Source organism: Paenibacillus hubeiensis (genome assembly GCF_032334105.1).
In the GTDB taxonomy this organism is placed as follows: Bacteria; Bacillota; Bacilli; order Paenibacillales; family Paenibacillaceae; genus Paenibacillus; species Paenibacillus hubeiensis.
On the sequence record NZ_JAVYAE020000008.1, the window covers coordinates 173,912 to 199,386 of the forward strand.

Below are 25,475 nucleotides of genomic sequence, written 5' to 3' on the forward strand. Positions count from 1 at the left end.
TAATGAATCCACTGGCTGAACAGTTGAACGAAAGTATTCAGGCAGGCAGCAGTCACGTCTACTCCATGCTGTCGCAGCTCGGAAAGGAAATCTATTTCCCGAAAGAAGGCATTCTGAGTCAGTCTGCCGAAGCGGCAAGCCTGGCCAAAACCTATAACGCAACGATTGGTATTGCCCTTGAAGGCGGCGTACCGATGCATCTTCCTGTCATTCAGGAGAAGCTCTCCGCATATGAACCCAAGGATCTGTATCCTTACGCTCCGCCTGCGGGCAAGCCTGAGCTGCGGAAAGTTTGGAGAGAGAAGTTGCTGAAGGAAACGCCTTCCCTGGAAGGCAAAAGCTTCGGCAATCCGATTGTAACCAATGCATTGACGCACGGACTCAGCATCGTAGCCGACCTGTTTGCCGATGAAGGGGACGCTGTGATTTATCCGGATAAAAACTGGGAAAATTATGAGCTGACCTTCGGAATTCGCCGTCACAGCCAGTTGGTTCATTATCCCCTGTTTAACGAAGACTTGACGTTCAACAGCGAAGGTCTGCTGAATGCACTTCTTGCACAGAAAGACAAGGGCAAAGCCATCGTGCTGCTTAACTTCCCGAACAATCCGACAGGTTACACGCCGGGTGCCGAAGAAGCAGACCTGATCGTGGATACGATTCGCCAGGCTGCGGAAGCAGGCGTCGATGTGGTTGCTGTTACGGATGATGCCTACTATGGCTTGTTCTTCGAAGATTCCATTCACGAGTCGTTGTTCGGTAAGCTGGCCGGCATTCACCCGCGCGTCCTTGCTGTCAAGATCGATGGCGCGACCAAGGAAGAATTTGTATGGGGCTTCCGCGTCGGTTTCATCACGTATGCCCACGAGGACGCCGGCGTTCTGAATGCGCTGGAGCAGAAGACGCTGGGCATTATCCGTGCCACGATTTCCAGCGGTCCGCATCCGTCTCAAACCTTTGTGCTGGATGCACTCAAGGCAGAAGGGTTCGAAGCCCAAAAACGGGAGAAGTTCGAAATTATGAAAGGCCGTGCCAACAAAGTAAAGGAACTGCTTGACAGCGGCAAATACGGCGATGCACTGCAATATTATCCGTTCAACTCCGGTTATTTCATGTGCCTGAAGCTTAAAGATGTCAGTGCGGAAGCACTCCGCAACCATCTGCTGCAGCAATACGGCGTAGGTACCATCGCATTGGGAGAAACGGATTTGCGCGTAGCCTTCTCCTGCATCGAGGAGTCCTCGCTTGAGGATCTGTTTGATACCATTCATCGCAGCGTTCTGGAACTGCAAGCCAATTAAATATAGGATAAAACGCCTATTCCATAAAAACGGAGACGGGGCTGCATTGCTCTCCTCATTCCGAACACCTCTCTTGAAACATGCCCGCATGCGACAAGGGAGGTGTTCTTGCGTTTACGGAAGTGCAATCCGGCGCCCAAACCTCCTTTTTCCTTTGGAAACGGGGCACTTGCCCAATCAACTTATACCCACGGCTCATAATATACGGTGTACGCAAAGGCGTGCCAACAACGAACCGAAAGGGGAATGACCATGTCTGGCGTTGAAGAAACAAGAGGCGGTTACGGATACTGTGGCGGTGGATTCACAAGTACAGGTGCTATTCTTGTACTGTTCATCCTGCTTGTGATCATTACGAAATCGTTCCTCTGTTGTTAGTACCATAACTCCGGCGCGGTATAAACGCTTCGGCCCGAACTAACGCAAAAACGGTTGACCCGGAACTTCCCCTGGATCAACCGTTTCTTCAACTCTAAGAACTGTCGCAAATGCCGTTAACCAAATAGCGAATGAGCTCTATATGTCCTCTTCTTCCTTCAACCATTTGTTTCTCTGGGATCTTCTCATCAGGTACGCAACCGCAACGCCAAGGACCAATGCTGCCCCGATGATCCCCAAACCGTCCATTCCCGCGGTGAGCATCGGCAGCCATAGCAGGAGCGCGAAACCCGCATGGAGGTGAAAAATAAAACCAAGCACCTGGGAACGACGGCTTTCTTCGGTAATCGGATAAATCATGATCCAGAACGATTCGGCATGGGCACGGCGCAACGACCCCAGCTGGACCCCGGCGATCAGCAGGAAGAACAAATACACGCCGAGGCCAAAGTAAGTGCCTGCCGTCCACCACGTCAATAACATGCCCAGCAAAATCAGACGCACCACGATCGGAAATACTTCGGTCCGAATAAACGTTTTGGTGATCAAATACCGGTAAGCCTTCTCGGGTTTCCAAGGCAAGCCGCTTCCCCACTTGCTCAACCAGCGGCGTGCGCTGACCTTCTGCCCTGAAGATGGGACATCCACAAACCATCCCAGCGTTTGCATGACTCTCGCGCTTTGGGATTGCTCCACTCGAATCAGGCGTTCCCAGGCTACCCGATGTTTATGCGGAATTCGCAATGCCACGAGGTAAAGCACGGCAAGCAGCAATTCGAACCAGATGCTTCGCTGCGGCGGATGCCACAACCAGGCGGCCACCGCCAGAATGACTACAGCCCAGCGCAGCAGCCGGTACCCTCGGGCTGCGCCGTATTGGACCATGCGGAGCTCCTGCCAAGCTCCATAGCTGGACAATCCTTTCCATGCGAGCAGCAGCAGCAAAAACCACCCGAACGGACGCGCATCCGCGTCGGCGCGCACATAGAGCGGCCATAACGTCACGTAAACGATCAGTAGTCCGATACACTTATAGATCACGCCGCGCGAGAAACTGTTTTTCAAATACTCTTGCATCCGATGCTCCTGCGGCCTGAGAAAAACGATGTCTGCCGGCTGTAAATACGTACGATATCCCGCAAAAATGGCCAGCGGGGCAAGCAAAAGCAACGCGACCCAGCGAATTGGAAAACCTGCAGGAATATGTTGTACGAAAGAGGTATACCAGGCGGAAAATGCAATGACCACAAACAGAAAGACCATGGCAACGCCGCTCTGGATCACGTAACCTATGTACGGAACGATGTTGTTCCAGAACCCTGTGCGTCTTTGCTTCCAAAGCTGTTTCAGATCCATGCCTAATCCCTGCCTTGCACGAGCGAATAGAACATTTGCTCCAGCGTGGCATCCGGCTGCCCGGACTGGTTCCGAAGCTCGCCCAGCGTGCCTTGGGCAATGACATGCCCGCGATGCAGCACCACGAAACGATCGCAGTAATTCTCGATGGTCGACAAAATGTGGGAACTCAGCAAAATGGATGATCCGGCCGCTTTCATCTCAAGCATAAAATCCAGCAGGGAACGTATCCCTAGCGGATCAAGCCCGAGGAAGGGTTCGTCAATGATATAGAGCGGCGGCCCGGCCACGAACGCACACATGATCATCACCTTCTGCCGCATGCCTTTGGACAGATGCGTGGACAAGCTGGCGCTCTTTTCGCGCATGCGGAACAAGTCCAGCAGCTTCTCCGTACGCTGCTTGAAATCGGCTTCCGATACGCCATAAGCCCGTGCCGTGAATTCCAAATGCTCCATGACGGTCATCTCATCATATAACTCCGGCGACTCGGGGACAAAAGCCATCGCAGACTGATAGATTTGCGCATCCTCTTCCCGCGTCTTGCCCATCACCCGCACATCGCCCTGCTGCGGGCTCATCAAACCCAAAATATGCTTCATGGTTGTGCTCTTGCCCGCGCCGTTCAGGCCAATCAGTCCAACCATCTCTCCGCGTCCGACCTGAAGGTCGATGCCATGCAATACAGGGCGCTTGGCACTGTAACCTCCGCTCAGGCCGCTGATTTGCAACACAGGTTCAGTGTTATTCATGCATCCATGCACCTCTTTCGTCAGCGATTATTGTTCGGAACGAGGCTTGTTCTCCTTGCTCCATTTCGGCGCTCCTTTGTTTTTTCGATCCTGTTCGCGCTCGGATCTGCCGCCGGCGGCTTTGCTGCCTCCGCGCTGGTTGGATATCGCTGCCCGCGCTCCGCTGCCACGGCTCGCCTGACCAGGTTTGCGCCCCTTGGAAAGGCCGGCAGCCCCTGCTGCTCCACGTTCGCCGCCTGAGCGTGCATCGGTATGCCTGTCGGATTCGATGACCTTGCCGCCGTATAGTGCACGTTCCTTGATGTCGATACCCAGTTCACGCGCAAATTTGCGCATGATAAACACCTGTTTCTCGTCCACGATCGACAGCACGATCCCGCTGCGTCCCATTCGCCCCGTTCGGCCCGCACGGTGGACATAATGTTCCGAATCGAAGGCCGGGTCATAGTTGATGACCATAGGCAAGCCTTCGATGTCCAGCCCTCTGGCCGCCACTTCGCTGGCGATCAGCAATTTGATTTTTCCGTTGCGGAAGCTGGACAGCACGTTGCTGCGCGTCACTTTGTCGGCATCCCCGTACAATGCGGCGGCGGACAAGCCGAGATGGTTCATTTTCGCCTCAACCTCGCCAATGTCCTCGGTTGCGTTGACAAAAACGATGGCCCGATCCGGATTATATTGTCTTACCAGACGACGCAGCAGGTCGATTTTATCCCGTTCCTCCCCGACGAAGTAATAATGCTCCAATCCTGAAGCCGTAGCTTGGTCCGGCGCAATCCCGATATGCACCGGTTCCTTCATTTCGCGTTTGGCCAGCGCCGACGTATGTTCGTCCATCGTGGCCGACAGGAAGACGAGTTGACGATCCCGCAGCGCGCTTCGCAGAATGAAATCCACGTCGCTGGCTCCGCCAAGCTGGAACACCTGATCCGCTTCATCGATCACGATCGTCGATACGTTGTGCATTTTCAGCTTTTTCATCGTAATCAATTCCTTGAGCCGTCCTGGCGTACCTACGACCAATTCCGGGTGTTCACGCAATTTCTCTACCTGACGTTTAACCGCTGCGCCTCCGATGAGTCCCAGCACGCCAATGCCGCGACCTTCTCCATACCGTTGTCCCTCCCGCACGATTTGCATGGCGAGCTCTTGAGTCGGGGCGATGACCAGCTTCTGCGTTCCTTTCACGTCGCTTTTGACGGTTTGCAGCAGCGGCAGCAAATATGCCAGCGTTTTGCCTGTTCCCGTTTGGGATTTGGCGACTACGTCGCGCCCTTCCAGCATGACCGGGATCGTCTGAGCCTGCACGGGGGAAGGCTGTGTAATGTCATGGCTGGCCAGTACCGCTTCCAGGTCCTGATCCACGCCAATTGAAGCAAATGTTTCATTCGTCATGATTGTCCATCCTTATTTAAAGTAATAGTTGCGCCAGTCTATCTTCACATTACCTTTCATTATATGCGAAAAAAGTCCACACACCAAATATCGGTTTGCAAAAAGTAGCATGTTCAAAAAAAATAAAGCCCCTCGCGGAGCTTTTTCGGATGTTCCATATGATAAAACGATGGGTGCGACCTTATTTCTGATTCATCATGCCGTGGGTCAGACGGTCGGCAAGACGTGGGAACAGCTGGTACAGGCGTATGCCCGCCGACGCCAGTCGGGGCAGATTCACTTCTTCCTTGCGTTTCTTCATCGCCCGGATCATGTGCGCGGCAACATCCTCCGGCTTCAGCATCATCCAGCGCACATTGTTGACATAGTTACCGGACGGGTCGGCACGGTCGAAAAACGGCGTATCGATCGGTCCTGGATTAATCGTGGTCACCACCACGCCCGTTTTGCGCAACTCCTGGCGCAGCGCATTGCTAAAACCAAGAACGGCATGTTTCGTCGCCGTGTAGGAAGCCGACTTGGCTGTACCGATCTTTCCGGCCATAGAGGCCACATTGACGATCTGGCCCTTGCCACGTTTCAGCATTTGGGGCAGCACGGCTTTTGTACAGCGCACAATCCCCATGTAGTTGACATTCATCATCTCTTCGAACTCCTGCACCGTCATGTCTGCGATTGCCGCAAACCTGCCGTAGCCTGCATTGTTCACCAAAATGTCCACTTGGCCGTACTTCTTCATCACGCTGTCCACGGCTGCCTGAACCTGTGTATCATCGGTGACATCCAGCTCAAGCAATTCATGTCGTCCTGTTAACGAAGCTCCGATTCCTTCGAGCCTGTCCCGCGAACGGGCAGCCAAAACGGGAATGGCACCTTCTTCAATCAGCATTCGGGCACAGAGCTCGCCGATGCCGCTCGATGCGCCCGTAATGAAAACGATCTGGTCCTTCAACATATCCGAAATCCTCCCGTAATGAACGCTAATGCCCTTTCAGGCGTTTGGTTCCATTTTACGAGATCATGACTTGAATATCCATCTCACCGATACCGTCCATCATAAGCGGTATGCATAGTGCTTTCGAGGCATTGAACTCCGTCAGATGTTCCGACTTCATGACTTGTGGAGGCGTAATGTCTACAACTACGCCCTGGCTGGATAATATGGTGCTTGCATTCCCGCTGATCATGTTGCCAAGCTCCGAAATGGCGCTTTTGCTCATATCATCCATCTCCGTAATCACAAAACCGCCCATCATGGCAGAAACGATTTTGAGCGCAACCTGCTCCTGAATGCCAAATACGATGTTTCCGCTCAGCTGCCCTGTCATGCCGATCACGATCCAAACATGGTCAGCAATGTACTCCACGTTCTTCACGCCCAGATTCCCGGTGGAAGGTGAAACCTGAATGAGTTGCTCAAATACGTTTCGCGCGGATTCCAGGAAAGGATTAATCACTTCCGCTTTCACTGTTTAATGTCCCCCTTACACTGGGTTATGGGTCACACACCAAAAGTCCCATTTTCAATAATTTCATTATACTTTATCACGTCCAAGAATTCATCATGAATTCGGCAAGGCATGTGCTCTATAATTTATCGTCATTGATAGATCAAATGTTTATAGCTGTTATTGGCGAATTCTCACAGCTTTTCTGCCCTGCCGGGCAAGAATTGGCGATTCCAGGGGGTAGAACTTTGGTTTTAGGACTATTTTACCTATATTTCGATGAGCTTCGGCGGGGAAAGAGAAGAATCATGTCCAGTGATATATGTACCAACCCGTTGTACAGATTGTGCAAAAGTTGCTTCCATCTGCTTCATTGCCGTGCTGCCCCGTTTCCCATATAATTTAAAGTAACAGAACGATGACATGTTTGCGGGATTTTTTTACTCCCCCCTATATAAGTTGAACTATATATTTACACAACAACGGAGAGGACAGAACAAATCTGGAGAAGCGAAGCATTCGCCTTTATCCCCGGATTTCCCTCTTTGAGAAAAATTCAAAAAAATCTGGGGATAACAGCGATCGGAAGATGGTTCTGACCGCGCAGTGGTCCTGTGTAAAATCTTTTATTCAACTTATATAGTTGACAAGTTGATCGCAAGGAGGCCAACCATGAATATCAGCCAACTGGAAACGCTGATTACGATTTCCAAAACGATGAGCTTCCGCAAGGCAGGCGAGCTTTTGAATCTGACTCAACCTGCCGTTTCCGCCCAGATCAAAAGTCTGGAGGACGAATTCAACACCGTGCTCGTGGATCGCAATCAGCCCGTTACCCTCACGGACCGGGGGAAAGTATTTTTGGAGCATGCAGAGCGCATGCTGGATATCGTGGATGAGCTGAAGCAGAAACTATCCGACCTGGATGAGACCCCTCAAGGACATATCGTATTAGGGACAACCACTTCCATTGCCATTCAGATTTTGCCGCGCGTGCTGTCCTATTTTCAGGATCAATTTCCCTTGATCAAGACGAGCATTCAATCCATGCCCTCCTCGCAAATTTATACGCTGGTGGAGAGCGGGTTAATCGACATCGGCATCGGGTATCTGACGGAGCGCAATCCAAACCTGAATACGTCCGTGTTGTATTATGATACGTTTGAACTCATTGTTTCTCCTGCCCATCCTTTGGCCAAACTAAAACATGCTTCAGTGGACGTGCTGCGCGATATCCCGCTGATCCTGCTGTCGCCGGACACGGTTGGCCGCAAGTTTACGGAAGGCATTCTCAAAAAACACGGCATCGAACCGAATGTGGTCATGGAGCTGTCCAGCAGCGAGGAAATCAAAAGGATGGTTGAAATCAACCTCGGAGCCTCGATCATTTCCAAGCAGTCGGTCGCGCATGAACTCCGGCAAGGGACGCTGAAAATGATCCCGCTCGGCGAGCTTGAAGTCAGCCATCCCGTGGGCGTCATTTACAAAGCAAGCCGTTATCTCAACTCGGCCATGCAGCAGTTTTTGAGCGACCTCAAAGGCATGCCTGAAACGCAGTTCATCAGTTCGGAATAAGAAATTTGCCCGAGAAAGGAAGAACAGTCATGAAATTCGATCTTCATACCCACCATTTTCGCTGCGGTCATGCAGACGGAAACATTCGCGATTACATCGAAGCAGGCATCCGTGCCGGACTGCAAGCGATCGGCATCTCCGATCATACGCCGTATTTCGGCAGCGAAGAAGAGCATGCATTCCCCCGAATTGCCATGGCTAAGTCGGAATTGCGTCATTACGTGGAAGAAGTGCTTGCATTGAAAGCCGAATATGCAGGCAAAATCGACGTTCTGCTTGGCATCGAGTCCGACTTTTTCCCAGCCCATGCCGAGTTATACCGAAGCACGCTTGGTCAATATCCTTTTGATTATGTGATTGGTTCCGTCCACCATACCGAAGATGTCAGCATCTTCAACAAAACACGTTGGAAAGGACTAAGCGATGCAAGAAAGATCGAAGTCAAAGAAAAGTATTACGATTTGATCAGCCAATCTGCACGCAGCGGCATGTTCCAGATTCTCGGCCATATCGACGCCATGAAGGGCAACTATCCTCCTTTTTCGGAAATCAAGACGGATCAAGCGATCGATCATACGCTTAAAGTCATTGCCGAATGCAACGTGGCCATCGAAATCAACACTTCAGGCAAAACCAAACTGAGCGGCGGCTGGTATCCTTCGGATGCCATTTTGGAAAGAGCCCGTTTTTACGGGGTCAAAGTCACGTTCGGATCGGATGCCCACAAGCCTGCACGCGTAGGAGACGAACTGGAAGCGGTCCGCGACAGGCTGAAGCAGATCGGTTTTACCGACTGGGTATATTTCAAACAGAAGCAGATGCAGGTGGTGCCACTGTAACCATAACCCGTTGCCAAGAGCAGTGCTCTCTTCAGGCAATGGGTTTCTTTTTGTTCATGGAACCCTGATTCTGGAGGCAAAAAAAATGAACCCGTTCGCACGGGTCCCAACAGCATAATCTATTTATCAAAAAGGGGGTCATGAGATAAGTTTACCCCTTGTCTGTTAGAGTTCAATTGCAGCTATATTTCAATTGTGTAACAAATGATCGATGTTTGTTACATCCTGATGGCTAATATAAATTATTCGCTTCAGGTTTGCCGAATGCCACCGGTTGCAACGTATGCAGAAAATCTTGTTTTTGAGCGAATTCATGCTGTTCCTTGCAAATGCCGTAAATGTGCACGTCCAGCTCATGGCCTGGCATGGCTGCATCCGCCCGAGCCGGCCCGTATGACGCAATTGTCCGTTCCCGGCTCATCCCGAGTTTGCGCAGTACCTGAAGGGACATTTGGTTTGCTTCATAACAGCGTGCCTCCACTTTGGAGAGCTGCAATTCGCCAAAACCAAATTGCAGCAAACGGCGTACAGCTTCCGTCGCGACGCCTTTGCCCCACATCGACTTGTCCACAATGTACCCCACTTGCGCGGTTCGCCCATGTTCGTTCCAATTCTGAAAGGAAGCAAGGCCAATTACGCTTCCCGTCTCCCTCCAGCAAATGCCGTAATGAATCGAATCGAGATTGGCGCTGCTGCTGCGGATTTGATTCAGCAGTCTTCTCGCACGAATGGGCGCAGGCTGACTCCCCCTGTTCACGTACTGGATAACCTGCGGATCGGAAAGCAAATCGGCGATCATGCCGAAATCGCTCTGGCGCAATGTCCGCAAAACCAGACGCTCCGTCTGCAGCATGGGCAATCCTTCCATCAGCATCTCTCGCGTCAACATGATCATCGCTCCTTTTGCCTGTCGAATAAGGTTCCGATAAGACAAGCTTGCTCCCAAGAAATTCCGGCAGCAACCGTATGCATCGACGATCCAAATCAAAGTGTAGCTTTCCTTCAAACGCCCTTTTCTATACTGCGGCTCTATTGATCCTGCAAACCGCGATAAACGCCTGTTCGCAACTCACGGATATAAAAATCCAGAAACGGCACATTGGCCTGCTCCGCCGCGCGCACCTCTTGTTCGATATCATAAGGGACACGCACGAATTGCAGATTAAAGGCACTTTTAACATCATTGCTGTTTTCGCCTTCGATAATGCAATAGGACGCTTGAGTCATATCCAGAGGATTGCCCACGCTTCCAACATTAAAAAGCATCTTGCCGTTCAGATGCTGCAAAAACGCATTGTGCACATCACCATAACCGACGATATCGGCTGTTCCGAATCCCGTCGCCTCTTCCGGAGCATCGAACATCGCCATTCTCTGCTCCAGCTCATCCCATGGCTGCACGCGATGATATACGCTCTTCGGCGAAGCATGCACCAGACGGATGGCACGCCCGCTAAGCCGAAGCTCATAGCTGAACGGAAGATTGGCCAAATAGGCCAGGCGGTTTGCTCCCAACCGTTCTGCCTGCCAGGTGAAATTTTCATTGTCCTTGTTCACGGCCACCAACTCGTCCCAATTGCCGCGGATCACCTGCTCGCAGGTTGTTCTCACGGAATCCACAGCCTCGGCAGGTGCCGGGCCTTTGCCCACGAGGTCGCCGAGACAAAATATGCGCGTGATTCCGCGATGACGAATATTATCCAGCACTGCATTCCACGCCGTCATGTTACCATGAATGTCCGAAACGATCGCTATTCTTTCCATCCGGCTGCCCTCCTTTGCCAAAGATCATATTTATATGTTCTCCAATGAAGCGGACGATCCTGCCGTTCTTTCAGGCATCCCTTTAAGTTGAAATACCGTTAACTCCGGCCTGCACAAAAACCGGATCGGCAGCTGTGTCATGCCAAACCCTCGGTTAACGTAGACCGGCATCCGCTGCTGCCCAACGTGATACAAGCCTTTAATATACTTGCGGGAACCCCGTGGTGTCGTCATCGCCCCAAGCAAAGGAAAACGCACCTGCCCTCCATGGCTGTGTCCGGATAGCTGCATTCCAAAGCCGAGGGGAGCGGCGAAATCTGCATAATCCGGCTCATGCATCAGCAGCAGCTTCCATATTCCGTCGTCCAAGCCTTGAACTGCCTTTTGTGGATCCGGATTGCCCGTGAGCCCATCATCCAGACCGACCAACGCAATCCGGGAATTACCGTTTTGCAGCACGGCATGACTATTGCATAACAAAATAAATCCGGCCTCCTGAAGCATGGCGGCTACTTGATTCTGCTCTTTGCCCCGATAATCATGGTTCCCCAACACTGCGAATTTACCATACTTCGCTTGCATGGAGCCCAGCACGGAAATATAGTCACGCATCGGAGCGGCTTCCCGTTCGACCATATCTCCGGTAAAACAAATCACATCCGGCTGCAGCTCCCCAATTGCGGAAGCGAGCTTCTGTACCTGCTTCAGATGGGTATGGAATCCGAGGTGCACGTCACTGAACTGGACGATGCGCAGCCCGTTCCATTCCTTGGGGAATCCCGGCAAACTCAGATCGACTTTCACCACATCGAGTAAGCGAGGCTCCCATAAGGCATACCCTCCAGAGAAAATAGCGGCTATGGCCAACATCAGCCTTTTTTTGAGCCGATCACCCCATCGGGAGGCGTCATGATTTTTCTCCTCTCCGGGGAATAACGGAGGGGCTGTGTGAAGATTCGGGATTCGAGACGACGGTTGGCTGTTTCTGTTTCCGTAGTTTCCCATTCCTGTCTCACCATCCGCTCATATTAATTCCATCAGTATATCATATTCTTTACCCATTCACGCTCCCCTTTTCTGTGTTACGGGTCGGGGGATGTATTTGTTATATTTATGCCGAATGCGTTCAAGCGAAACATGTTCAGTCGAGGAAAAAAAAGAAGCCGAATCCTCGGCTCCTTTGTTCGTGTTCGTGGTTTGTTCCTTTGGCAAAACGGAACTACATGCCCAACCAACGCTTGAACATGTGTTTCGTTGTTTGTTTGTTCATTTCTGCAATGGATGTCGTAAGCGGTATGCCTTTTGGACAGGAACGAACGCAGTTTTGCGAGTTTCCGCAACCTTCGATGCCCCCGGACTCCATGATGGCGTCCAGGCGCTCCTCCGCGTTCATTTCACCTGTCGGATGAGCATTGAACAACCGTACCTGCGATAGTGGCGCTGGTCCCATGAAGTTGGTCTTCTCATTGACGTTCGGGCAAGCTTCCAGACATACGCCGCAGGTCATGCATTTGGACAATTCGTACGCCCACTGGCGTTTTTTCTCGGGCATCCGTGGTCCTGGCCCAAGATCGTATGTGCCGTCGATCGGAATCCAGGCTTTGACCTTTTTGAGCGAGTTAAACATGCGGCTCCGGTCAATGACGAGGTCCCGTACGACCGGGAACGTTTTCATCGGCTCGATCCGGATCGGCTGTTCCAATTTGTCGATCAAAGCGGCACAAGCCTGACGCGGCTTACCGTTAATCACCATCGAACAGGCGCCGCAAACCTCTTCGAGACAGTTCGATTCCCAACATACAGGGGCAATCGACTCTCCCTTGTTATTGACAGGATTGCGCTGAATTTCCATCAGGGCGCTAATCACGTTCATGTTCGGGCGATAGGGAAGCTCGAATTCTTCATTGTACGGAGATGACTCCGGACTGTCTTGACGGGTAATGATAAACTTGACGGTTTTGCTGGCTGTTGCTGTTTCCGCCATATCGCTGTCCCCTCCTTGTGGTGACGATGATTGATCGTTGCTCGTTATTAGGATCGATAGTGTCAGCACACAGTCACTCCGCTGCAAAAGTTACTTCCGATCGCTGTTATCCCCGGATTTTCTGATTTCCTTTTTCCAAGGAAAAAATCCGGGGATAAAGGCGAACGCTTCGCTTCTTCAGTAATCTTTTGACGCTTCGTTTGATGTGCAATCCATTTCATCCTGCTAGACATCAACGTAAATAATCTTTGGGACGTATTCAGAGGAAGCGCCGCTTCTACAGGATATTGCCGCTACCTCCGCTACACCGTGCAGCACTGCAACGTTTTACTGAAATATTGCAATATTCATGCTGGAATATAGCATTTAAAAGCTTACTGTACGCTTCGCTTCTTCAGTAATCTTTTGACGCTTCGTTTGATGTGCAATCCATTTCATCCTGCTAAACATCAACGTAAATAATCTACTTAATCTTTAGAATAGTCGCGTACCCGCGGCGGGATCAAGGAAACGTCCACAGGCTCGTACGAGATTTGCGGGCCGTCGGCTGTCCATGTCGCGATCGTTGTTTTGAGGAACTCCTCGTCGTTGCGTTTCGCAAATTCAGGCTTGTAGTGTGCGCCGCGGCTCTCGTTTCTGAGCAGCGCGCCCAGCGTCATCGCTTCGGCCAATTCGAGCATGTTCCACAGCTGACGGGTAAATGCCGCTCCCGGGTTGTTCCAGCCGGATGTGTCGTACATGTTGATTTTCCGGTAACGCTCTTTCAGTTCCTTGATTTTGCCGATCGTTGCTTCGAGCTTGTCGTTGTAACGAACCACCGTCATGTTGGCGGTCATCCACTCGCCCAGCTCTTTATGGATCACGTAGGCATTTTCGTTGCCTTGCATTTTCAGGATGCCTTCGTATTTGTCGGTTTGGCGCTTCGTGTATCCGTCAAACACGCTGGAACTGATGTCTGCCGACGACTTTTTGAGTCCTTTGATGTATTCAACCGCTTTGGGGCCTGCAACCATGCCGCCGTAGATGGCGGACACGAGCGAGTTCGCGCCCAGACGGTTTGCGCCGTGGTATTGATATTCGCATTCTCCCGCAGCGAACAATCCCGGAATGTTGGTCATCTGATTGTAATCGACCCACATGCCGCCCATCGAGTAGTGGACCGCCGGGAAAATTTTCATCGGGATTTTGCGCGGATCGTCGCCCATGAATTTTTCGTAAATCTCGATGATGCCGCCCAGCTTGACGTCGAGTTCTTTCGGGTCTTTGTGGGACAGGTCCAGATAAACCATGTTTTCCCCGTTAACGCCCAGCCCCATGTCCACGCACACGCTGAAGATTTCGCGGGTTGCAATGTCGCGCGGGACCAGGTTACCGTAGGACGGATATTTTTCTTCAAGGAAGTACCATGGTTTTCCGTCTTTGTACGTCCAGATCCGTCCGCCTTCGCCGCGTGCCGATTCGGACATCAGGCGCAGCTTGTCATCCCCCGGGATGGCTGTCGGGTGAATCTGGATGAACTCACCGTTGGCATAGTTCACGCCTTGTTGATACACCGCGCTTGCAGCCGTGCCCGTGTTGATGACCGAGTTCGTCGTTTTGCCGAAAATGATGCCCGGCCCGCCGCTGGCGAGAATAACCGCTTCCGCAGGGAACGTCTGCACCTTCATCGTTTTCAGGTCCTGCGCTACGATGCCGCGGCAAATGCCTTCGTCGTCAATAACGGCCTGCAGGAACTCCCAGTTCTCGTATTTTGTGACGAGTCCGGCAGCTTCCCAGCGGCGCACCTGCTCATCGAGCGCATACAGCAGCTGTTGGCCTGTCGTTGCACCCGCAAATGCGGTGCGGTGATGCTTCGTTCCGCCGAAACGGCGGAAATCGAGCAATCCTTCCGGCGTGCGGTTAAACATAACGCCCATCCGGTCCATCAGGTGAATAATGCCCGGTGCTGCTTCACACATCGCTTTGACCGGAGGCTGATTGGCAAGAAAGTCGCCGCCGTACACCGTATCGTCAAAGTGTACCCACGGGGAATCGCCTTCCCCCTTGGTGTTTACCGCGCCGTTGATGCCGCCCTGGGCGCATACGGAGTGGGATCTTTTTACGGGTACCAGCGAAAATAAATGAACATGGACTCCGGCTTCAGCCGATTTGATCGTCGCCATCAAACCTGCGAGACCTCCGCCCACGATGATTACGTTAGATGATGCCATTTCTTTCACTCCCTTATATGTCGGCATTGAGCCCAATGCTTAGATGAAAACCGATTTGACTGCTTCGATCATTGAAGTGGTCGTTTGGAAATCCACGTTACGGAACGCGATCAGCGATGCGATGAACATGATCGACACGATGCCGAACAAGCTCATGCAAATGTAGGAGGATACGCGTTGAGCACGCGGCCCGACGGTAATGCCCCAGCTGACGAGGAACGACCACAGACCGTTCGCGAAGTGGTAGGAAGCCGCGATGACGCTGATCAGGTATAAAATGAACGTCACGGGATTCGTTACGACATCATGGATGATGCCTCCAAGTTCCTCATGCGTGACCTTACCGAGCGCAACCTGTACCCGCGTCTCCCAAACGTGCCAGATGACGAATACAAAGGTAATGACGCCGCTGACCCGCTGAAGCGTATAACGCCAGTTGCGCTCATTGCCAAAGCGGCCAACGTTGGGCTTCGCCTGATAGGCTATATACAGTCCATACACGCCGTGATAGAATAGCGGCAACCAGATCAAGAGCGTTTCAAGTACGATCACGAGCGGCAGGCTGTTCAGAAAAGCAACAGCGCCGTTGAAGCCTTCTTTGCCGCCCTCTACCGCAGAGAAGTTTGTCACCAGATGCTCAATGAAAAACAAACTGAGCGGGATGACGCCAAGCAGGGAGTGCAGCTTTCTGGAGTAAAACCCTTTCATAAAATGTCGTTCCCCTTTCGAAATAACAACGTTTTCATAAATTCGTTCACACATCCGATGAGTTGATCTCCCCAATGGGGGGGATTCAAACAAATTGTTCTGTTTTATTCAGGTGTGAACAACTTGTGTCACAATTCATGTTACTCTTTTTTTTCTTATAAGGGAATTGCAATATAATTATTAAAAGATATACCCTATATGCATAAGGGATAAACGCTGATGCATCTTTTCTTACCTTAAAGGAACGCCACCATCTATGACAATCATCACTCTCACTGGAAATGGGGTCTGCCGACATGTTCGAGGAATTAAACGCATTTGCCGCAGTTGTGGAGCAATCCAGCTTGAACCGCGCCTCCAAACTGTTGAATCTGTCTCAACCTGCTCTCTCGCGCAAAATTGCCAAACTGGAAGACGAGCTCGGGGTCACTCTCTTCCATCGCCGCGGCAAACGTCTGGAGCTGACCAGCGTGGGGCAGCTCGCTTACACCTTTGCCGTGGAGCAGCAGCAGCAGCAGCACAAATTTTTGACCATGCTGGCACAATATAAAGAAGAAGAACAGAGCTCAATCACGCTGGGAGCCAGTCTCACGACGCTCCAAACAACGCTTCCTCCGCTCGTAAACGCCTTCATGGAGAAACACCCCAATGCGGAAATCAAGCTGCTGACAGGCAAAACCCATGAGATCGTCTCCTTTGTCCGGGAAAGGAAGGCCGATGTCGGCATCGTTGCATCTTCCATCAATGAAGCGGGTCTGAACTGCATTCCGCTGTTCGATGACCATCTTGAGCTGGTTGTTCCGCGAACGCATTCGCTCGCCGGACAGGAGGCAGGCATGGAGCACCTTCAGGATCTGCCGATGATCATTTTTTCCAAAGGCACATGGTACCGCAAACTCACCGACGACCTGTTTCAGCGCTGCGGGGTCATGCCTGACATACGCATGGAGATCGACTCGTTCGAAGCCATCATTCGGCTCCTTCCTACGGGAAAAGCGGCGGCACTGCTGCCCAAATCGTATCTTCGCCCCCAACTGCTGGCCGACAATGACCTGGTATCCGTTTATTTGCCCCAGCTTCAGCAAACCCGCCGCACCACAAGCATGATCTACGGCGGAAAGGAATTCCTGAGCGAAACGGCAAGGCAATGGGTCAAGGAGACGGCCGCTTTATTTACGACGAAAGCGCCGTTATCCTCCAGGAGGACAACGACGCCTACGTAAAATACACGGCGATGTAGATCGCCTAAGAAGCAATACATCAGCCTTCCTGACTGACGACCTGTTCTTCGAACCGTTCAATGTCGTCATTATTGCCGATGATGACCATAATGTCTCCCAATTGCAGCGTGTCCAGCGCAGTCGGAGCAATGATGACCCCGGCTTCCTTCTGCAGCGCCACGATGCTGATATTGAAGCGGACGCGCGCATTCAGGGTGGACAAGGTCGTATTGTGCATGCAGGCTGGAACCTTCATCTCCACGATGCTGTAATTATTGGAAAGTTCAATGTAATCCATCAGGTTCGGAGTCACGAGCTGGTGTGCCACACGAATGCCCATGTCACGCTCGGGATAGACCACGCGATCGATGCCCAGTTTGTCCAGGGCGCGTCCGTGCAGCACGGAAATGGCCTTGGCCACAACGGTTTTCACGCCCAGTTCCTTCAACAGAATCGCCGTGAGAATGCTCGTTTGAATATCGTCACCGATCGCCACGATGCCGCAGTCGAAATTGCGGATGCCGAGGGAACGAAGCACTTCCTCGTCCGTGGCATCCGCAACGACGGCATGCGTGACCAATTCGCTCATATCCTCCACAACCTCTTCGTTCTTATCGATGCCCAGCACCTCATAACCAAGCTCCATTAATTCCTGCGCCAGGCTTGAGCCGAAACGCCCGAGCCCGATGACCGCAAACTGCTGTGTTCTCATCGTTTTTCACGAACCCCTTATCCAATAATCATTTTGCCCTCAGGATACCTGTACAGTTCCTTACCCTTTTTCTGCGTAAGCGCATATGCCAGCGTGACCGGACCCAATCTTCCCACAAACATTGTCAGACAGATCATCACTTTGCCAAAGGTCGTCAGCTTCAACGTAAGCCCCATGGACAGACCTACCGTGCTGAATGCGGAAGTGGTTTCGAACAGGATCACCAGGAAGCTGCTGTCCTCCGTCGTACTGAGCACCATCGTCACGCCGATGATAAGCAGCAAGGCCAGCAGCGTGATCGTCAGCGCTTTGAAAATCCGTTCCTGCACCAGCCGGTAGCGAAAAAACACGATATCTTCCCGCCCGCGCATCATCGCGATGACGGCCCCGGCCATGATGAGAAACGTGGTTGTTTTAATGCCCCCACCCGTCGAGCCGGGGGAAGCCCCGATAAACATCAATATAATGATAAAAAATTGCGTGGCCTGCCTGAGGCCGGCAATATCCACCGTGTTGGCCCCTGCCGTACGCGGGGTAACCGATTGAAAGAACGATCCCAATATTTTGCCGCCCCAGTTCAGTCCGCCAAGCGTGCGTGGATTGTTGAATTCAAATATAAAAATGACAAGCGCGCCGAACACGATCAGCAGCCCGGTCATCATGAGCACCACTTTGGTATGAAGCGAAAGCTTGCGCGTTTTGCGATATTCCGCCAGATCGGACAACACGACGAACCCGATGCCGCCGGACACGATCAGGAACATCGCCGTAAAATTCACCATTGGATCATACACATACCCCGTCAGGCTGCGGAAATCCCCGAATAAGTCGAACCCTGCATTGTTGAACATCGAAATTGCATGCCAGTAGCCGTAATATGCCGCTTTTCCCAGCGGCATGTCGAACGCCCAACGTATGGCGAAAAGGGTCCCGCAAGCCGCTTCGAGAATAAGGGAGTATGCCACGACTTTGCGAATTAACCGCACGATGCCTTCCATCGTGCTCTGGTTCATCGCCTCCTGCAGGATCAACCGCTCGCGCAGCGAGATTCGCCGTTTGAAGGCAATGGCCACAAGCGTTGACATCGTCATGAATCCCAGCCCGCCGATCTGGATCAGCACGGCAATGATTACCTGGCCGAACACCGAGAAATGCGTGCCTGTATCCACGACGACCAGTCCTGTGACACATACTGCGGAGGTTGCCGTGAACAGCGCATCGATAAACGGCAGGCTCTCCCCGTTTCTGCCGGATAGCGGAAGCATCAGAATGAACGTGCCGAGCAAGATAATGCCCGCAAAGCCCAAAACGAGAATACGCGGCGGAGATTGCAGCAGCGATCGAAACATCGGTTTCACTTGGTTATCAACCCCCTTTGCCGAAATGAAAATGACTCCAAGATGGAGTCGTGTCCGAAGTCACGCAAGGCATACCCATGGTGGATGTGCTAACAGGCGTCTATTCGACTCATGATGAATATATCGTGTTTCTGTATCATTTCCCGTAACGCCGCATATAGTGCTTGGCGGGTTATTTTTATTCGTTCCCTTGTTTGGCCGAAGGCATGCGATTTATACGCATTGGCATCAAAAATTATAAGCGTTCCGCTTCTTGCAAACAAAACGGCTTTTCCCGGAAATAGCATCGAATTTCGCCGAATTGGGAAAAACTCTGATATGTGGATGAATGAAACCAACTGTTTCGATCGTTTTCATTCATTTTCAGGGATTTGCACCCGTTCTTGTTCCGGGATTGGCGCTCCATATCCACCCTATGATATCTTTACTGTTATAACACATGGTTAAAGGAGGAAACATATTCAATGAATCCCTTAGGGCAGCCTCTGCGGGTTAAGGCCAATTTCAAGCGCTTGGGGTTGCTTGCGGCGATCGGTCTGATTTTATTTGCGGTGCTGCAGATTTTCCCTTCCACCTCAACACAAACGACGGATATCCAGTCTGCACCTATTATTACCAAGGCACAGGCGGTGCAATCTGCCCGATCCTTCGCGGCGTCCCTGCCGGACTATTCTCTTCCTGTCGACGAGGACGATGTGCTGGTCACGTACCAGACTCATTCCGATGTGTACGGGTATATGGCCAAAACCAAGCAGCTGAACGATTACAACCGGAAATGGGAAGAACAATACCCTTATGACGTGTTTCGGGTCCGGCTGCCCGATGAAGTCAAAGGCGGTTATCTGCATGTTGACGTACATATGAGAACAGGTAAAGTTGTAGCTTTCAAACACGAGCTTCCTTCTTCATTATACGCATCCATCGAAGCGGAACCGGACAAGAGCAAAACCAACTCCGCCTTGCGGCTGGCTGAAGACAATATGACGTTGGAGCAAAAAGTGCAAAGCGCTGCAGGCATTGTAAAAGAGTTCGGATACGATGCTTCGCAATTGGAACTGGAAACCGGAGAAAACGACGGGGGGCTTGTATACTCCGATCCCACGAAACAAATTGGCGATTCCCGGCTTGAACTCCGCTTTACCTTCCAAAATGAAGAAGTCCGTTCGTTTGACGCCGTCTTCTCCGTACCTGACGCGCACAATGCATATGTAAACCAACAGACTCGTCAGGCCAACTGGATGACGTACGCCGGCTATGGATTTCTAACATTTGTCCTTGGCGTGCTCGCCATCATTTACAGCATCCTGACCCGGTCCCATACGTCGTTCAAACGGGGCTTTGTGCTGGCACTGGTGCACTTCGCCGCTTCCGTCATCGGCACGCTGAATATGATGCCGCTTTTCGAAGCCCAAGGATTGTCCAGCTTTATGCTTGTGTTTCTAATGGTCATTCAACTGGGCGTCAATCTGGTCATGAGCGCAACGATCTACTTGTCACTCGTGGCCGGCGACGGCATGTGGCGAAAAATCGGTTATAATCCTTGGCCTCGTGCCAAAGAACCCGGTTACGGAAAATACGTGCTGGACAGCATGGTTGTCGGTTATTTGTGGGCCTTCATTCTGCTCGGCGTGCAGTCCATTTTGTTTCTCGTTCTGGAAAACAGCATCGGGACCTGGTCAACCACCTCGGCAGACCAATCCACGTATAATATGACATACGCATGGGTTTTCCCGATCATGGCATGGATGGCAGGGATCGGCGAAGAAGCGGTATATCGCCTGTTCGGCATACGCATGATGCAAAAAATCGTGCGCAATACGTTTATCGCCTGCTTGATCCCTACGCTGATATGGGCGCTCGGACACACCCTGTATCCGATTTATCCCGTCATTACGCGTCCGATCGAACTGACGGTCATCGGTTTGTTGTTCAGTCTGATTATGCTGCGGCACGGTTTTATCGCGGTCGTATTCAGCCACGTCATTTTCGACAGCTTGTTGATGGGTCTTAGCCTGATATTCATGGGAGACGCACTGAACGTTTCTGCCGGGATATTCTGGATCGTGCTTCCAGCCATCGTGGGTTACGTGATCTATCGTTTCAATCCACGCAAAAAAGAGAAGCCGTATGTTACGACTCCTCATCACGAAGCGCTGCAATAATTTGTTTGGCGAGCTTGTCGCCGATCGAGAGAGGCCGGAAGTCTTCGACGCTGGCCTCTTTGATTTTGCGCAAAGACCCGAAATGCTTCAGCAGCAGCTTGCGCCGCTTCTCTCCAATACCCGGAATCGAATCGAGCTTGGAGGTAACCATCGATTTGCCGCGCTGCTCGCGGTGAAACGAAATGGCGAAGCGGTGAACCTCCTCCTGGATGCGCTGCAACAAATAAAATTCCTGGCTGTCGCGCGGCAAAGCCACGACTTCCGGCGGATTGCCGATCATGAGCTGCGACGTTTTGTGCTTGGCATCCTTGACCAGGCCGCATACGGGAATGTACAGCCCGAGTTCATTTTCCAGCACGTCCACGGCTGCCGAAATTTGCCCTTTGCCGCCATCCACCACGATCAGGTCCGGCATGGTCAGGTTTTCCTTCAGAACGCGTTCATAACGCCGCCGGATAACCTCTCTCATCGTTTCGTAATCATCCGGTCCTTCGACCGAACGTATTTTGTACTTGCGGTATTCCTTTTTGTCCGGTTTGCCGTCGGTAAACACGATCATGGCCGAAACCGGGTTCGTGCCCTGAATGTTGGAGTTGTCGAACGCCTCGATCCGGCGCAGCTGGTCCAGACCGATCCAACGTCCCAAACCTTCCGACGCTTTGGATGTCCGTTCCTCGTTGCGTTCGATCAGCCTGAATTTTTCTTCAAGCGCAACCTTGGCATTGTCGACGGCCATTTTGATCATTTGCCGTTTCAGTCCGCGCTGCGGCACATAAACCTTGATGTCCAGCCATTCCTGCAATGCCGCGGCAGCCTGTGCCGGCTCTTCCAATCCGGACAACGGCTGGTCGGCCGGCTCCATTACCGATGCGGCAGACTCATCCTGCGGATGCATCGAAGGTTCGCCCGTTTCCCCGAGATCGCCGGACGGCGCATAATCTTCTCTGGATTCGGCCACCAGCAGCTCTTGCCCGGCATCCGATTCACGGAAAGACGTTTCCGTTTCGACCGTTTCGGCCGTTACCGCAGCCGCCGTGTCGCTATCCGTTTCCCCGGCCTCTACATCGTTCAGTTCGAGCAATTCCTGCGGCATCTCCGGCAAAAGGATTTCTTGAGGCAATGCGGGGTTGTCGCTGTAGTACTGCGTCACGTAAGTCATGAAGTCGCTGTACGCATCGCCATAAAACGGGAACGTCGACACATGGCGTTCGATCATTTTGCCTTGGCGGACGTACAAAATTTGAACGCACATCCAGCCTTTGTCGATCGCGAAACCGAATACGTCCCGGTCCCTGGCATCCGCCATCGTGATTTTTTGCTTTTCCATAATGGCGTCGATGGCAATGATCTGGTCGCGCAGTTCCTTGGCCCGTTCGAAGTAAAGGTCTTCTGCAGCCTCCTGCATTTTGCGCTGCAGGTCTTTTTTGATTTCCTCATGTCCGCCGCCCAGAAAGGACGCCATTTCCTGGGAGATCTGCTCATACTGCTCCTTCGGCACTTCCTGCACGCAAGGCGCCAGACATTGGCCCATATGATAATACAGGCAGACTTCCTTCGGCATCACGCCGCATTTGCGCAAAGGATACATCCGGTCCAGCAGTTTCTTCGTTTGATGGGCTGCATATGAGTTAGGGTATGGGCCAAAATACTTTGCTTTATCTTTAAGCACCCGCCGGGTGACTTCCAAACGCGGATGCTGTTCATTCGTAATTTTGAGGTAAGGAAACGTCTTGTCGTCCTTGAGCAATACGTTGAAACGCGGCATATGTTTTTTGATCAGGTTGCACTCCAAAATGAGCGCCTCCATGTTGCTGCCGGTCACAATATATTCGAAATCGCGGATTTCGGAAACGAGCCGCTGTGTTTTCCCGTTGTGGCTGCCGATAAAATAGGAGCGGACACGGTTTTTCAACACTTTTGCCTTACCGACGTAGATGATGGTTCCTTCGCCATTTTTCATTAAATAACAGCCTGGCAGATCCGGCAGCAAAGCCAGCTTGTGGCGAATCCGTTCCAGTGCTTCTTCTTGTGCTTGTACCGTATTGATAAATTGTTCCATGCTTCAGCGGGTCCTCCCTCCCGATGAATTGTGACGCAAAACGCCCCCGGCGCATAACCGGAGGCGTATGTGTGTAACCCATGAATTATTGATGTTTTTCAATGATCCCTTTGAGAGCTTCTTTGGAGTTCAGACCAACCACTTTATCCACAGGTTGACCGTCTTTGAAGAAGATCAAGGTAGGAATGCTCATTACGCCAAAGCGGGAAGCAGATTCCGGGTTTTCATCCACATTGACTTTCGCGATTTTGACGGAATCGCCAACTTCGGAAGCCAGATCCTCCAGGATTGGAGCGAGCATTTTGCAAGGACCGCACCAAGGCGCCCAAAAATCAACAAGAACCGTTCCTTCGCCTTCGACTTCGGCGTTAAAGGATTGATCGGATACGTTAACAATAGCCATGATATTTGTCCTCCTTATATATGCTTTACGGTTAATATAACCTGTAACGTCGTGAACGACACTGCCATTATAACACAGGAGCGTTAATGTTGTGAAACCAACTTGGAAATGTTCATCTCGCGAACATCAAATCTTCATTTTCCACCTTTAATGGACCAAATGCTAAATCTTTACAAACGCTTTCTTTTCCAAGTATACTAAAAGCACTTCGGGCTCAGCCACCATCGCGGCAGGCTGCTCATCCCAAAGGAGGCAATAACATGGACACCAATGTGAGAATCAGCGACCCGCGCGAACATGTCAATGAGGAGCCCCGCAACGACCTGTTTGATCTGGTTGCGGGCGTAACAGGCATGTTTGGCCTGATGACCGTCATCTTTTTCGGTATGGTGATCTTTAAGTTTTTGACCGAATAAGAGCCGTCTGCACGCAGGGACCCAAAAAGCCCGGTTTTCGCAGCTTGCGAAGACCAGGCTTTTTGGGCTTATCGCTGTATCCGGGGTCCTGTGTCCCCAATAAGCACATCGGCACCGATTCCCACCTTAAAGGTTAGTCTTGCTTGCCTCGTTGGTTTTCACCGCGAACGGCCACGACATCCACAAACGGGCGAATACGGTCCATCAATCGCTGCCCCTTGTTCGTATCCTCGCCTTCCCTGCTCGTAAAACTCAGATGCTTTTCCAGACCATCCAAGTTGTAATTGGACGTATAAAAGGTAGGCTTGCGGTTCATGCGGTAGTTCAAGATGGATCCCATTACGTGATCCCGTACCCAAGGATTCAGGTTTTCCGCACCGATATCGTCAAAGATGAGCACATCGCAATTTTTGAGGATTTCCGTCGTTTCCTTCAACTTCTGGCCCTCAGTGATCATGGATTTGAGGTCTTCCACGAAATCCGGCATATAAATGATGACCCCGGTATAACCCGCAATGGCCAGTTCATGCAGCAAGTAACACATCAAGAACGTTTTCCCCGTTCCGAAGGAACCCTCCAGGTATAAACCTCGCGTTGAAAGCCCGTTAACCTTTGCCTCATTGACATAACGCAGTACCTGGTTGACCGCAGGCGCACGCATCCGATCCCTGCCCATGATTTCCACGTCGTTGTATCCTGCATTCAACGCACGCTCGTCCACATAGAAACTGCGGATCCGTTTGCGGATACTCTGTTCGTTTTGCCAGGCCAGATGTTTGGCGCAAGGCGCCTTTTTATCTATGATTTCGGGTTTGCCGTTAAAATTCTCTACTTCCAGCTTGCAAAAGTGCCCCTGAAAATCGTTCGGACAGTTGTCCAATCCCGGGCAATTCGCGCAGTTTTTCGAATCCCTCGCAAATTGGTACAGTTTGCTCAGGTCGGTGATCAGGTGCGCGTCCTGCAATTCGGGATGCTTTGCGCGGAATTCCCGCACGTACGGGTCCTGAATCAACTGCTCCGCGATCCGCCGGGACTGCTCGCGAAAGGAAGGGTTCAGCTGCTGAAGCAGTCCTCCCAAGGATTCCATGGCTTCAAGCCCCCTTGTATATGCATTGTTGGAATTCACGATTAATGTTGCCTGCCCTTGAGACCATCCGCATTAAAACCTCGACGAGCGCATGGATCGGCACATCGGAAGGCAGCATTCGATTGAATGAAATCCTAACCTTCATTCTATAATAAGTTCGGGGAACAACTCAACCGCTTCGTTCGTCAATTTTTTGCCAGTTATTCATTCGATTCGACGTGTAGAATAGCGAAAATGCCTTCTCATGTAGAGCTTCTCGGTTGTTGATCTGGTCAAACCATCCCGAAAGAAAAAGTGTTTACTCTATTTACAAACCAACGGTCTGTTTGTAAAATAAACATATTCATT

At 51.6% G+C, this 25,475-nt stretch carries 23 protein-coding genes; 7 read left to right on the top strand and 16 right to left on the bottom strand.

Annotated features, from left to right (window positions below):
- The first annotated feature begins 2 nt into the window (after positions 1 to 2).
- Both RSX24_RS20300 and RSX24_RS20305 read left to right on the top strand, forming a co-directional pair.
- On the top strand, positions 3 to 1,301 hold the full coding sequence (locus tag RSX24_RS20300; protein ID WP_236414582.1) for an aminotransferase class I/II-fold pyridoxal phosphate-dependent enzyme: 1,299 nt from the start codon (positions 3 to 5) through the stop codon (positions 1,299 to 1,301).
- Between the two features lie 252 nt (positions 1,302 to 1,553).
- On the top strand, positions 1,554 to 1,679 hold the full coding sequence (locus tag RSX24_RS20305; RefSeq protein ID WP_236414583.1) for a YjcZ family sporulation protein: 126 nt from the start codon (positions 1,554 to 1,556) through the stop codon (positions 1,677 to 1,679).
- 138 nt (positions 1,680 to 1,817) lie between these two features.
- On the opposite strand, the gene RSX24_RS20310 is transcribed toward RSX24_RS20305, so the two are convergent.
- The 5 genes from RSX24_RS20310 to RSX24_RS20330 form a co-directional block, all read right to left on the bottom strand.
- Positions 1,818 to 3,035 carry an ABC transporter permease gene (locus RSX24_RS20310; RefSeq protein WP_343261657.1) on the bottom strand — a complete coding sequence of 406 codons (1,218 nt, stop codon included), beginning with the start codon at positions 3,033 to 3,035 and terminating at the stop codon, positions 1,818 to 1,820.
- Positions 3,036 to 3,037: 2 nt separating this feature from the next.
- Complete coding sequence (locus RSX24_RS20315; protein ID WP_236414585.1) at positions 3,038 to 3,787, bottom strand: ABC transporter ATP-binding protein; 750 nt, start codon at positions 3,785 to 3,787, stop codon at positions 3,038 to 3,040.
- A gap of 27 nt (positions 3,788 to 3,814) precedes the next feature.
- Positions 3,815 to 5,182, bottom strand: coding sequence for a DEAD/DEAH box helicase (locus tag RSX24_RS20320; protein WP_343261658.1), 1,368 nt, complete (start codon positions 5,180 to 5,182; stop codon positions 3,815 to 3,817).
- Positions 5,183 to 5,363: 181 nt separating this feature from the next.
- Positions 5,364 to 6,137, bottom strand: a complete 774-nt coding sequence (locus tag RSX24_RS20325; RefSeq protein WP_236414587.1) for an SDR family NAD(P)-dependent oxidoreductase — start codon at positions 6,135 to 6,137, stop codon at positions 5,364 to 5,366.
- Positions 6,138 to 6,192: 55 nt separating this feature from the next.
- A complete protein-coding gene (locus tag RSX24_RS20330; RefSeq protein ID WP_236414588.1) occupies positions 6,193 to 6,651 on the bottom strand; it encodes a chemotaxis protein CheX in 459 nt (152 codons plus the stop codon).
- Between the two features lie 651 nt (positions 6,652 to 7,302).
- Between RSX24_RS20330 and RSX24_RS20335 the strand changes: the two genes are divergently transcribed.
- Both RSX24_RS20335 and RSX24_RS20340 read left to right on the top strand, forming a co-directional pair.
- On the top strand, positions 7,303 to 8,205 hold the full coding sequence (locus RSX24_RS20335; protein WP_236414590.1) for a LysR family transcriptional regulator: 903 nt from the start codon (positions 7,303 to 7,305) through the stop codon (positions 8,203 to 8,205).
- Positions 8,206 to 8,234: 29 nt separating this feature from the next.
- Positions 8,235 to 9,044: a histidinol-phosphatase gene (locus RSX24_RS20340; RefSeq protein ID WP_236414592.1), complete on the top strand. Its 810-nt coding sequence runs from the start codon at positions 8,235 to 8,237 to the stop codon at positions 9,042 to 9,044.
- Positions 9,045 to 9,276: 232 nt separating this feature from the next.
- On the opposite strand, the gene RSX24_RS20345 is transcribed toward RSX24_RS20340, so the two are convergent.
- The 6 genes from RSX24_RS20345 to RSX24_RS20370 form a co-directional block, all read right to left on the bottom strand.
- Positions 9,277 to 9,933 carry a GNAT family N-acetyltransferase gene (locus RSX24_RS20345; protein ID WP_343261659.1) on the bottom strand — a complete coding sequence of 219 codons (657 nt, stop codon included), beginning with the start codon at positions 9,931 to 9,933 and terminating at the stop codon, positions 9,277 to 9,279.
- Positions 9,934 to 10,073: 140 nt separating this feature from the next.
- The gene (locus RSX24_RS20350) at positions 10,074 to 10,808 is read right to left on the bottom strand and encodes a metallophosphoesterase family protein (RefSeq protein WP_339274430.1); all 735 of its coding nucleotides are present in this window, start codon (positions 10,806 to 10,808) and stop codon (positions 10,074 to 10,076) included.
- Positions 10,809 to 10,838: 30 nt separating this feature from the next.
- Positions 10,839 to 11,615, bottom strand: a complete 777-nt coding sequence (locus RSX24_RS20355; RefSeq protein WP_339274431.1) for a metallophosphoesterase — start codon at positions 11,613 to 11,615, stop codon at positions 10,839 to 10,841.
- A 412-nt stretch (positions 11,616 to 12,027) separates the two neighbouring features.
- Positions 12,028 to 12,792 (bottom strand): succinate dehydrogenase iron-sulfur subunit, encoded by a 765-nt coding sequence (sdhB, locus tag RSX24_RS20360; protein ID WP_236414600.1) that lies wholly within the window; start codon positions 12,790 to 12,792, stop codon positions 12,028 to 12,030.
- Between the two features lie 467 nt (positions 12,793 to 13,259).
- Positions 13,260 to 15,002, bottom strand: a complete 1,743-nt coding sequence (gene sdhA, locus RSX24_RS20365) for a succinate dehydrogenase flavoprotein subunit (RefSeq protein WP_236414602.1) — start codon at positions 15,000 to 15,002, stop codon at positions 13,260 to 13,262.
- A gap of 39 nt (positions 15,003 to 15,041) precedes the next feature.
- Positions 15,042 to 15,710 carry a succinate dehydrogenase cytochrome b558 subunit gene (locus RSX24_RS20370; protein WP_236414604.1) on the bottom strand — a complete coding sequence of 223 codons (669 nt, stop codon included), beginning with the start codon at positions 15,708 to 15,710 and terminating at the stop codon, positions 15,042 to 15,044.
- Between the two features lie 296 nt (positions 15,711 to 16,006).
- Here RSX24_RS20370 and RSX24_RS20375 point away from each other — a divergent pair, with 296 nt between their 5' ends.
- Complete coding sequence (locus tag RSX24_RS20375) at positions 16,007 to 16,933, top strand: LysR family transcriptional regulator (RefSeq protein ID WP_236414606.1); 927 nt, start codon at positions 16,007 to 16,009, stop codon at positions 16,931 to 16,933.
- Between the two features lie 37 nt (positions 16,934 to 16,970).
- On the opposite strand, the gene RSX24_RS20380 is transcribed toward RSX24_RS20375, so the two are convergent.
- Both RSX24_RS20380 and RSX24_RS20385 read right to left on the bottom strand, forming a co-directional pair.
- The gene (locus RSX24_RS20380; RefSeq protein WP_236414608.1) at positions 16,971 to 17,642 is read right to left on the bottom strand and encodes a potassium channel family protein; all 672 of its coding nucleotides are present in this window, start codon (positions 17,640 to 17,642) and stop codon (positions 16,971 to 16,973) included.
- A 17-nt stretch (positions 17,643 to 17,659) separates the two neighbouring features.
- Complete coding sequence (locus RSX24_RS20385; protein ID WP_339278476.1) at positions 17,660 to 18,991, bottom strand: TrkH family potassium uptake protein; 1,332 nt, start codon at positions 18,989 to 18,991, stop codon at positions 17,660 to 17,662.
- A gap of 473 nt (positions 18,992 to 19,464) precedes the next feature.
- Between RSX24_RS20385 and RSX24_RS20390 the strand changes: the two genes are divergently transcribed.
- Positions 19,465 to 21,162, top strand: coding sequence for a CPBP family glutamic-type intramembrane protease (locus RSX24_RS20390; RefSeq protein WP_343261660.1), 1,698 nt, complete (start codon positions 19,465 to 19,467; stop codon positions 21,160 to 21,162).
- On the opposite strand, the gene uvrC is transcribed toward RSX24_RS20390, so the two are convergent.
- Both uvrC and trxA read right to left on the bottom strand, forming a co-directional pair.
- Positions 21,131 to 23,221: an excinuclease ABC subunit UvrC gene (uvrC, locus tag RSX24_RS20395; RefSeq protein ID WP_339274435.1), complete on the bottom strand. Its 2,091-nt coding sequence runs from the start codon at positions 23,219 to 23,221 to the stop codon at positions 21,131 to 21,133. The genes RSX24_RS20390 and uvrC overlap by 32 nt on opposite strands.
- A gap of 85 nt (positions 23,222 to 23,306) precedes the next feature.
- Complete coding sequence (gene trxA, locus RSX24_RS20400; RefSeq protein ID WP_236414614.1) at positions 23,307 to 23,624, bottom strand: thioredoxin; 318 nt, start codon at positions 23,622 to 23,624, stop codon at positions 23,307 to 23,309.
- A gap of 260 nt (positions 23,625 to 23,884) precedes the next feature.
- Between trxA and RSX24_RS20405 the strand changes: the two genes are divergently transcribed.
- On the top strand, positions 23,885 to 24,040 hold the full coding sequence (locus RSX24_RS20405) for a YqzM family protein (protein ID WP_236414616.1): 156 nt from the start codon (positions 23,885 to 23,887) through the stop codon (positions 24,038 to 24,040).
- 133 nt (positions 24,041 to 24,173) lie between these two features.
- Here RSX24_RS20405 and dnaI read toward each other — a convergent pair whose 3' ends face one another.
- Positions 24,174 to 25,127 carry a primosomal protein DnaI gene (dnaI, locus tag RSX24_RS20410; protein WP_236414618.1) on the bottom strand — a complete coding sequence of 318 codons (954 nt, stop codon included), beginning with the start codon at positions 25,125 to 25,127 and terminating at the stop codon, positions 24,174 to 24,176.
- Positions 25,128 to 25,475 lie beyond the last annotated feature (348 nt).

Excerpts from the sequence above, each read along its gene's own strand:
- RSX24_RS20300 (WP_236414582.1), top strand. The coding sequence starts at position 3 with ATGAATCCACTGGCTGAACAGTTGAACGAAAGTATTCAGGCAGGCAGC.
- RSX24_RS20305 (WP_236414583.1), top strand. The coding sequence starts at position 1,554 with ATGTCTGGCGTTGAAGAAACAAGAGGCGGTTACGGATACTGTGGCGGT.
- RSX24_RS20310 (WP_343261657.1), bottom strand. The coding sequence starts at position 3,035 with ATGGATCTGAAACAGCTTTGGAAGCAAAGACGCACAGGGTTCTGGAAC.
- RSX24_RS20315 (WP_236414585.1), bottom strand. The coding sequence starts at position 3,787 with ATGAATAACACTGAACCTGTGTTGCAAATCAGCGGCCTGAGCGGAGGT.
- RSX24_RS20320 (WP_343261658.1), bottom strand. The coding sequence starts at position 5,182 with ATGACGAATGAAACATTTGCTTCAATTGGCGTGGATCAGGACCTGGAA.
- RSX24_RS20325 (WP_236414587.1), bottom strand. The coding sequence starts at position 6,137 with ATGTTGAAGGACCAGATCGTTTTCATTACGGGCGCATCGAGCGGCATC.
- RSX24_RS20335 (WP_236414590.1), top strand. The coding sequence starts at position 7,303 with ATGAATATCAGCCAACTGGAAACGCTGATTACGATTTCCAAAACGATG.
- RSX24_RS20340 (WP_236414592.1), top strand. The coding sequence starts at position 8,235 with ATGAAATTCGATCTTCATACCCACCATTTTCGCTGCGGTCATGCAGAC.
- RSX24_RS20345 (WP_343261659.1), bottom strand. The coding sequence starts at position 9,933 with ATGTTGACGCGAGAGATGCTGATGGAAGGATTGCCCATGCTGCAGACG.
- RSX24_RS20350 (WP_339274430.1), bottom strand. The coding sequence starts at position 10,808 with ATGGAAAGAATAGCGATCGTTTCGGACATTCATGGTAACATGACGGCG.
- sdhB (WP_236414600.1), bottom strand. The coding sequence starts at position 12,792 with ATGGCGGAAACAGCAACAGCCAGCAAAACCGTCAAGTTTATCATTACC.
- sdhA (WP_236414602.1), bottom strand. The coding sequence starts at position 15,002 with ATGGCATCATCTAACGTAATCATCGTGGGCGGAGGTCTCGCAGGTTTG.
- RSX24_RS20370 (WP_236414604.1), bottom strand. The coding sequence starts at position 15,710 with ATGAAAGGGTTTTACTCCAGAAAGCTGCACTCCCTGCTTGGCGTCATC.
- RSX24_RS20375 (WP_236414606.1), top strand. The coding sequence starts at position 16,007 with ATGTTCGAGGAATTAAACGCATTTGCCGCAGTTGTGGAGCAATCCAGC.
- RSX24_RS20380 (WP_236414608.1), bottom strand. The coding sequence starts at position 17,642 with ATGAGAACACAGCAGTTTGCGGTCATCGGGCTCGGGCGTTTCGGCTCA.
- RSX24_RS20385 (WP_339278476.1), bottom strand. The coding sequence starts at position 18,991 with ATGTTTCGATCGCTGCTGCAATCTCCGCCGCGTATTCTCGTTTTGGGC.
- RSX24_RS20390 (WP_343261660.1), top strand. The coding sequence starts at position 19,465 with ATGAATCCCTTAGGGCAGCCTCTGCGGGTTAAGGCCAATTTCAAGCGC.
- uvrC (WP_339274435.1), bottom strand. The coding sequence starts at position 23,221 with ATGGAACAATTTATCAATACGGTACAAGCACAAGAAGAAGCACTGGAA.
- trxA (WP_236414614.1), bottom strand. The coding sequence starts at position 23,624 with ATGGCTATTGTTAACGTATCCGATCAATCCTTTAACGCCGAAGTCGAA.
- RSX24_RS20405 (WP_236414616.1), top strand. The coding sequence starts at position 23,885 with ATGGACACCAATGTGAGAATCAGCGACCCGCGCGAACATGTCAATGAG.
- dnaI (WP_236414618.1), bottom strand. The coding sequence starts at position 25,127 with ATGGAATCCTTGGGAGGACTGCTTCAGCAGCTGAACCCTTCCTTTCGC.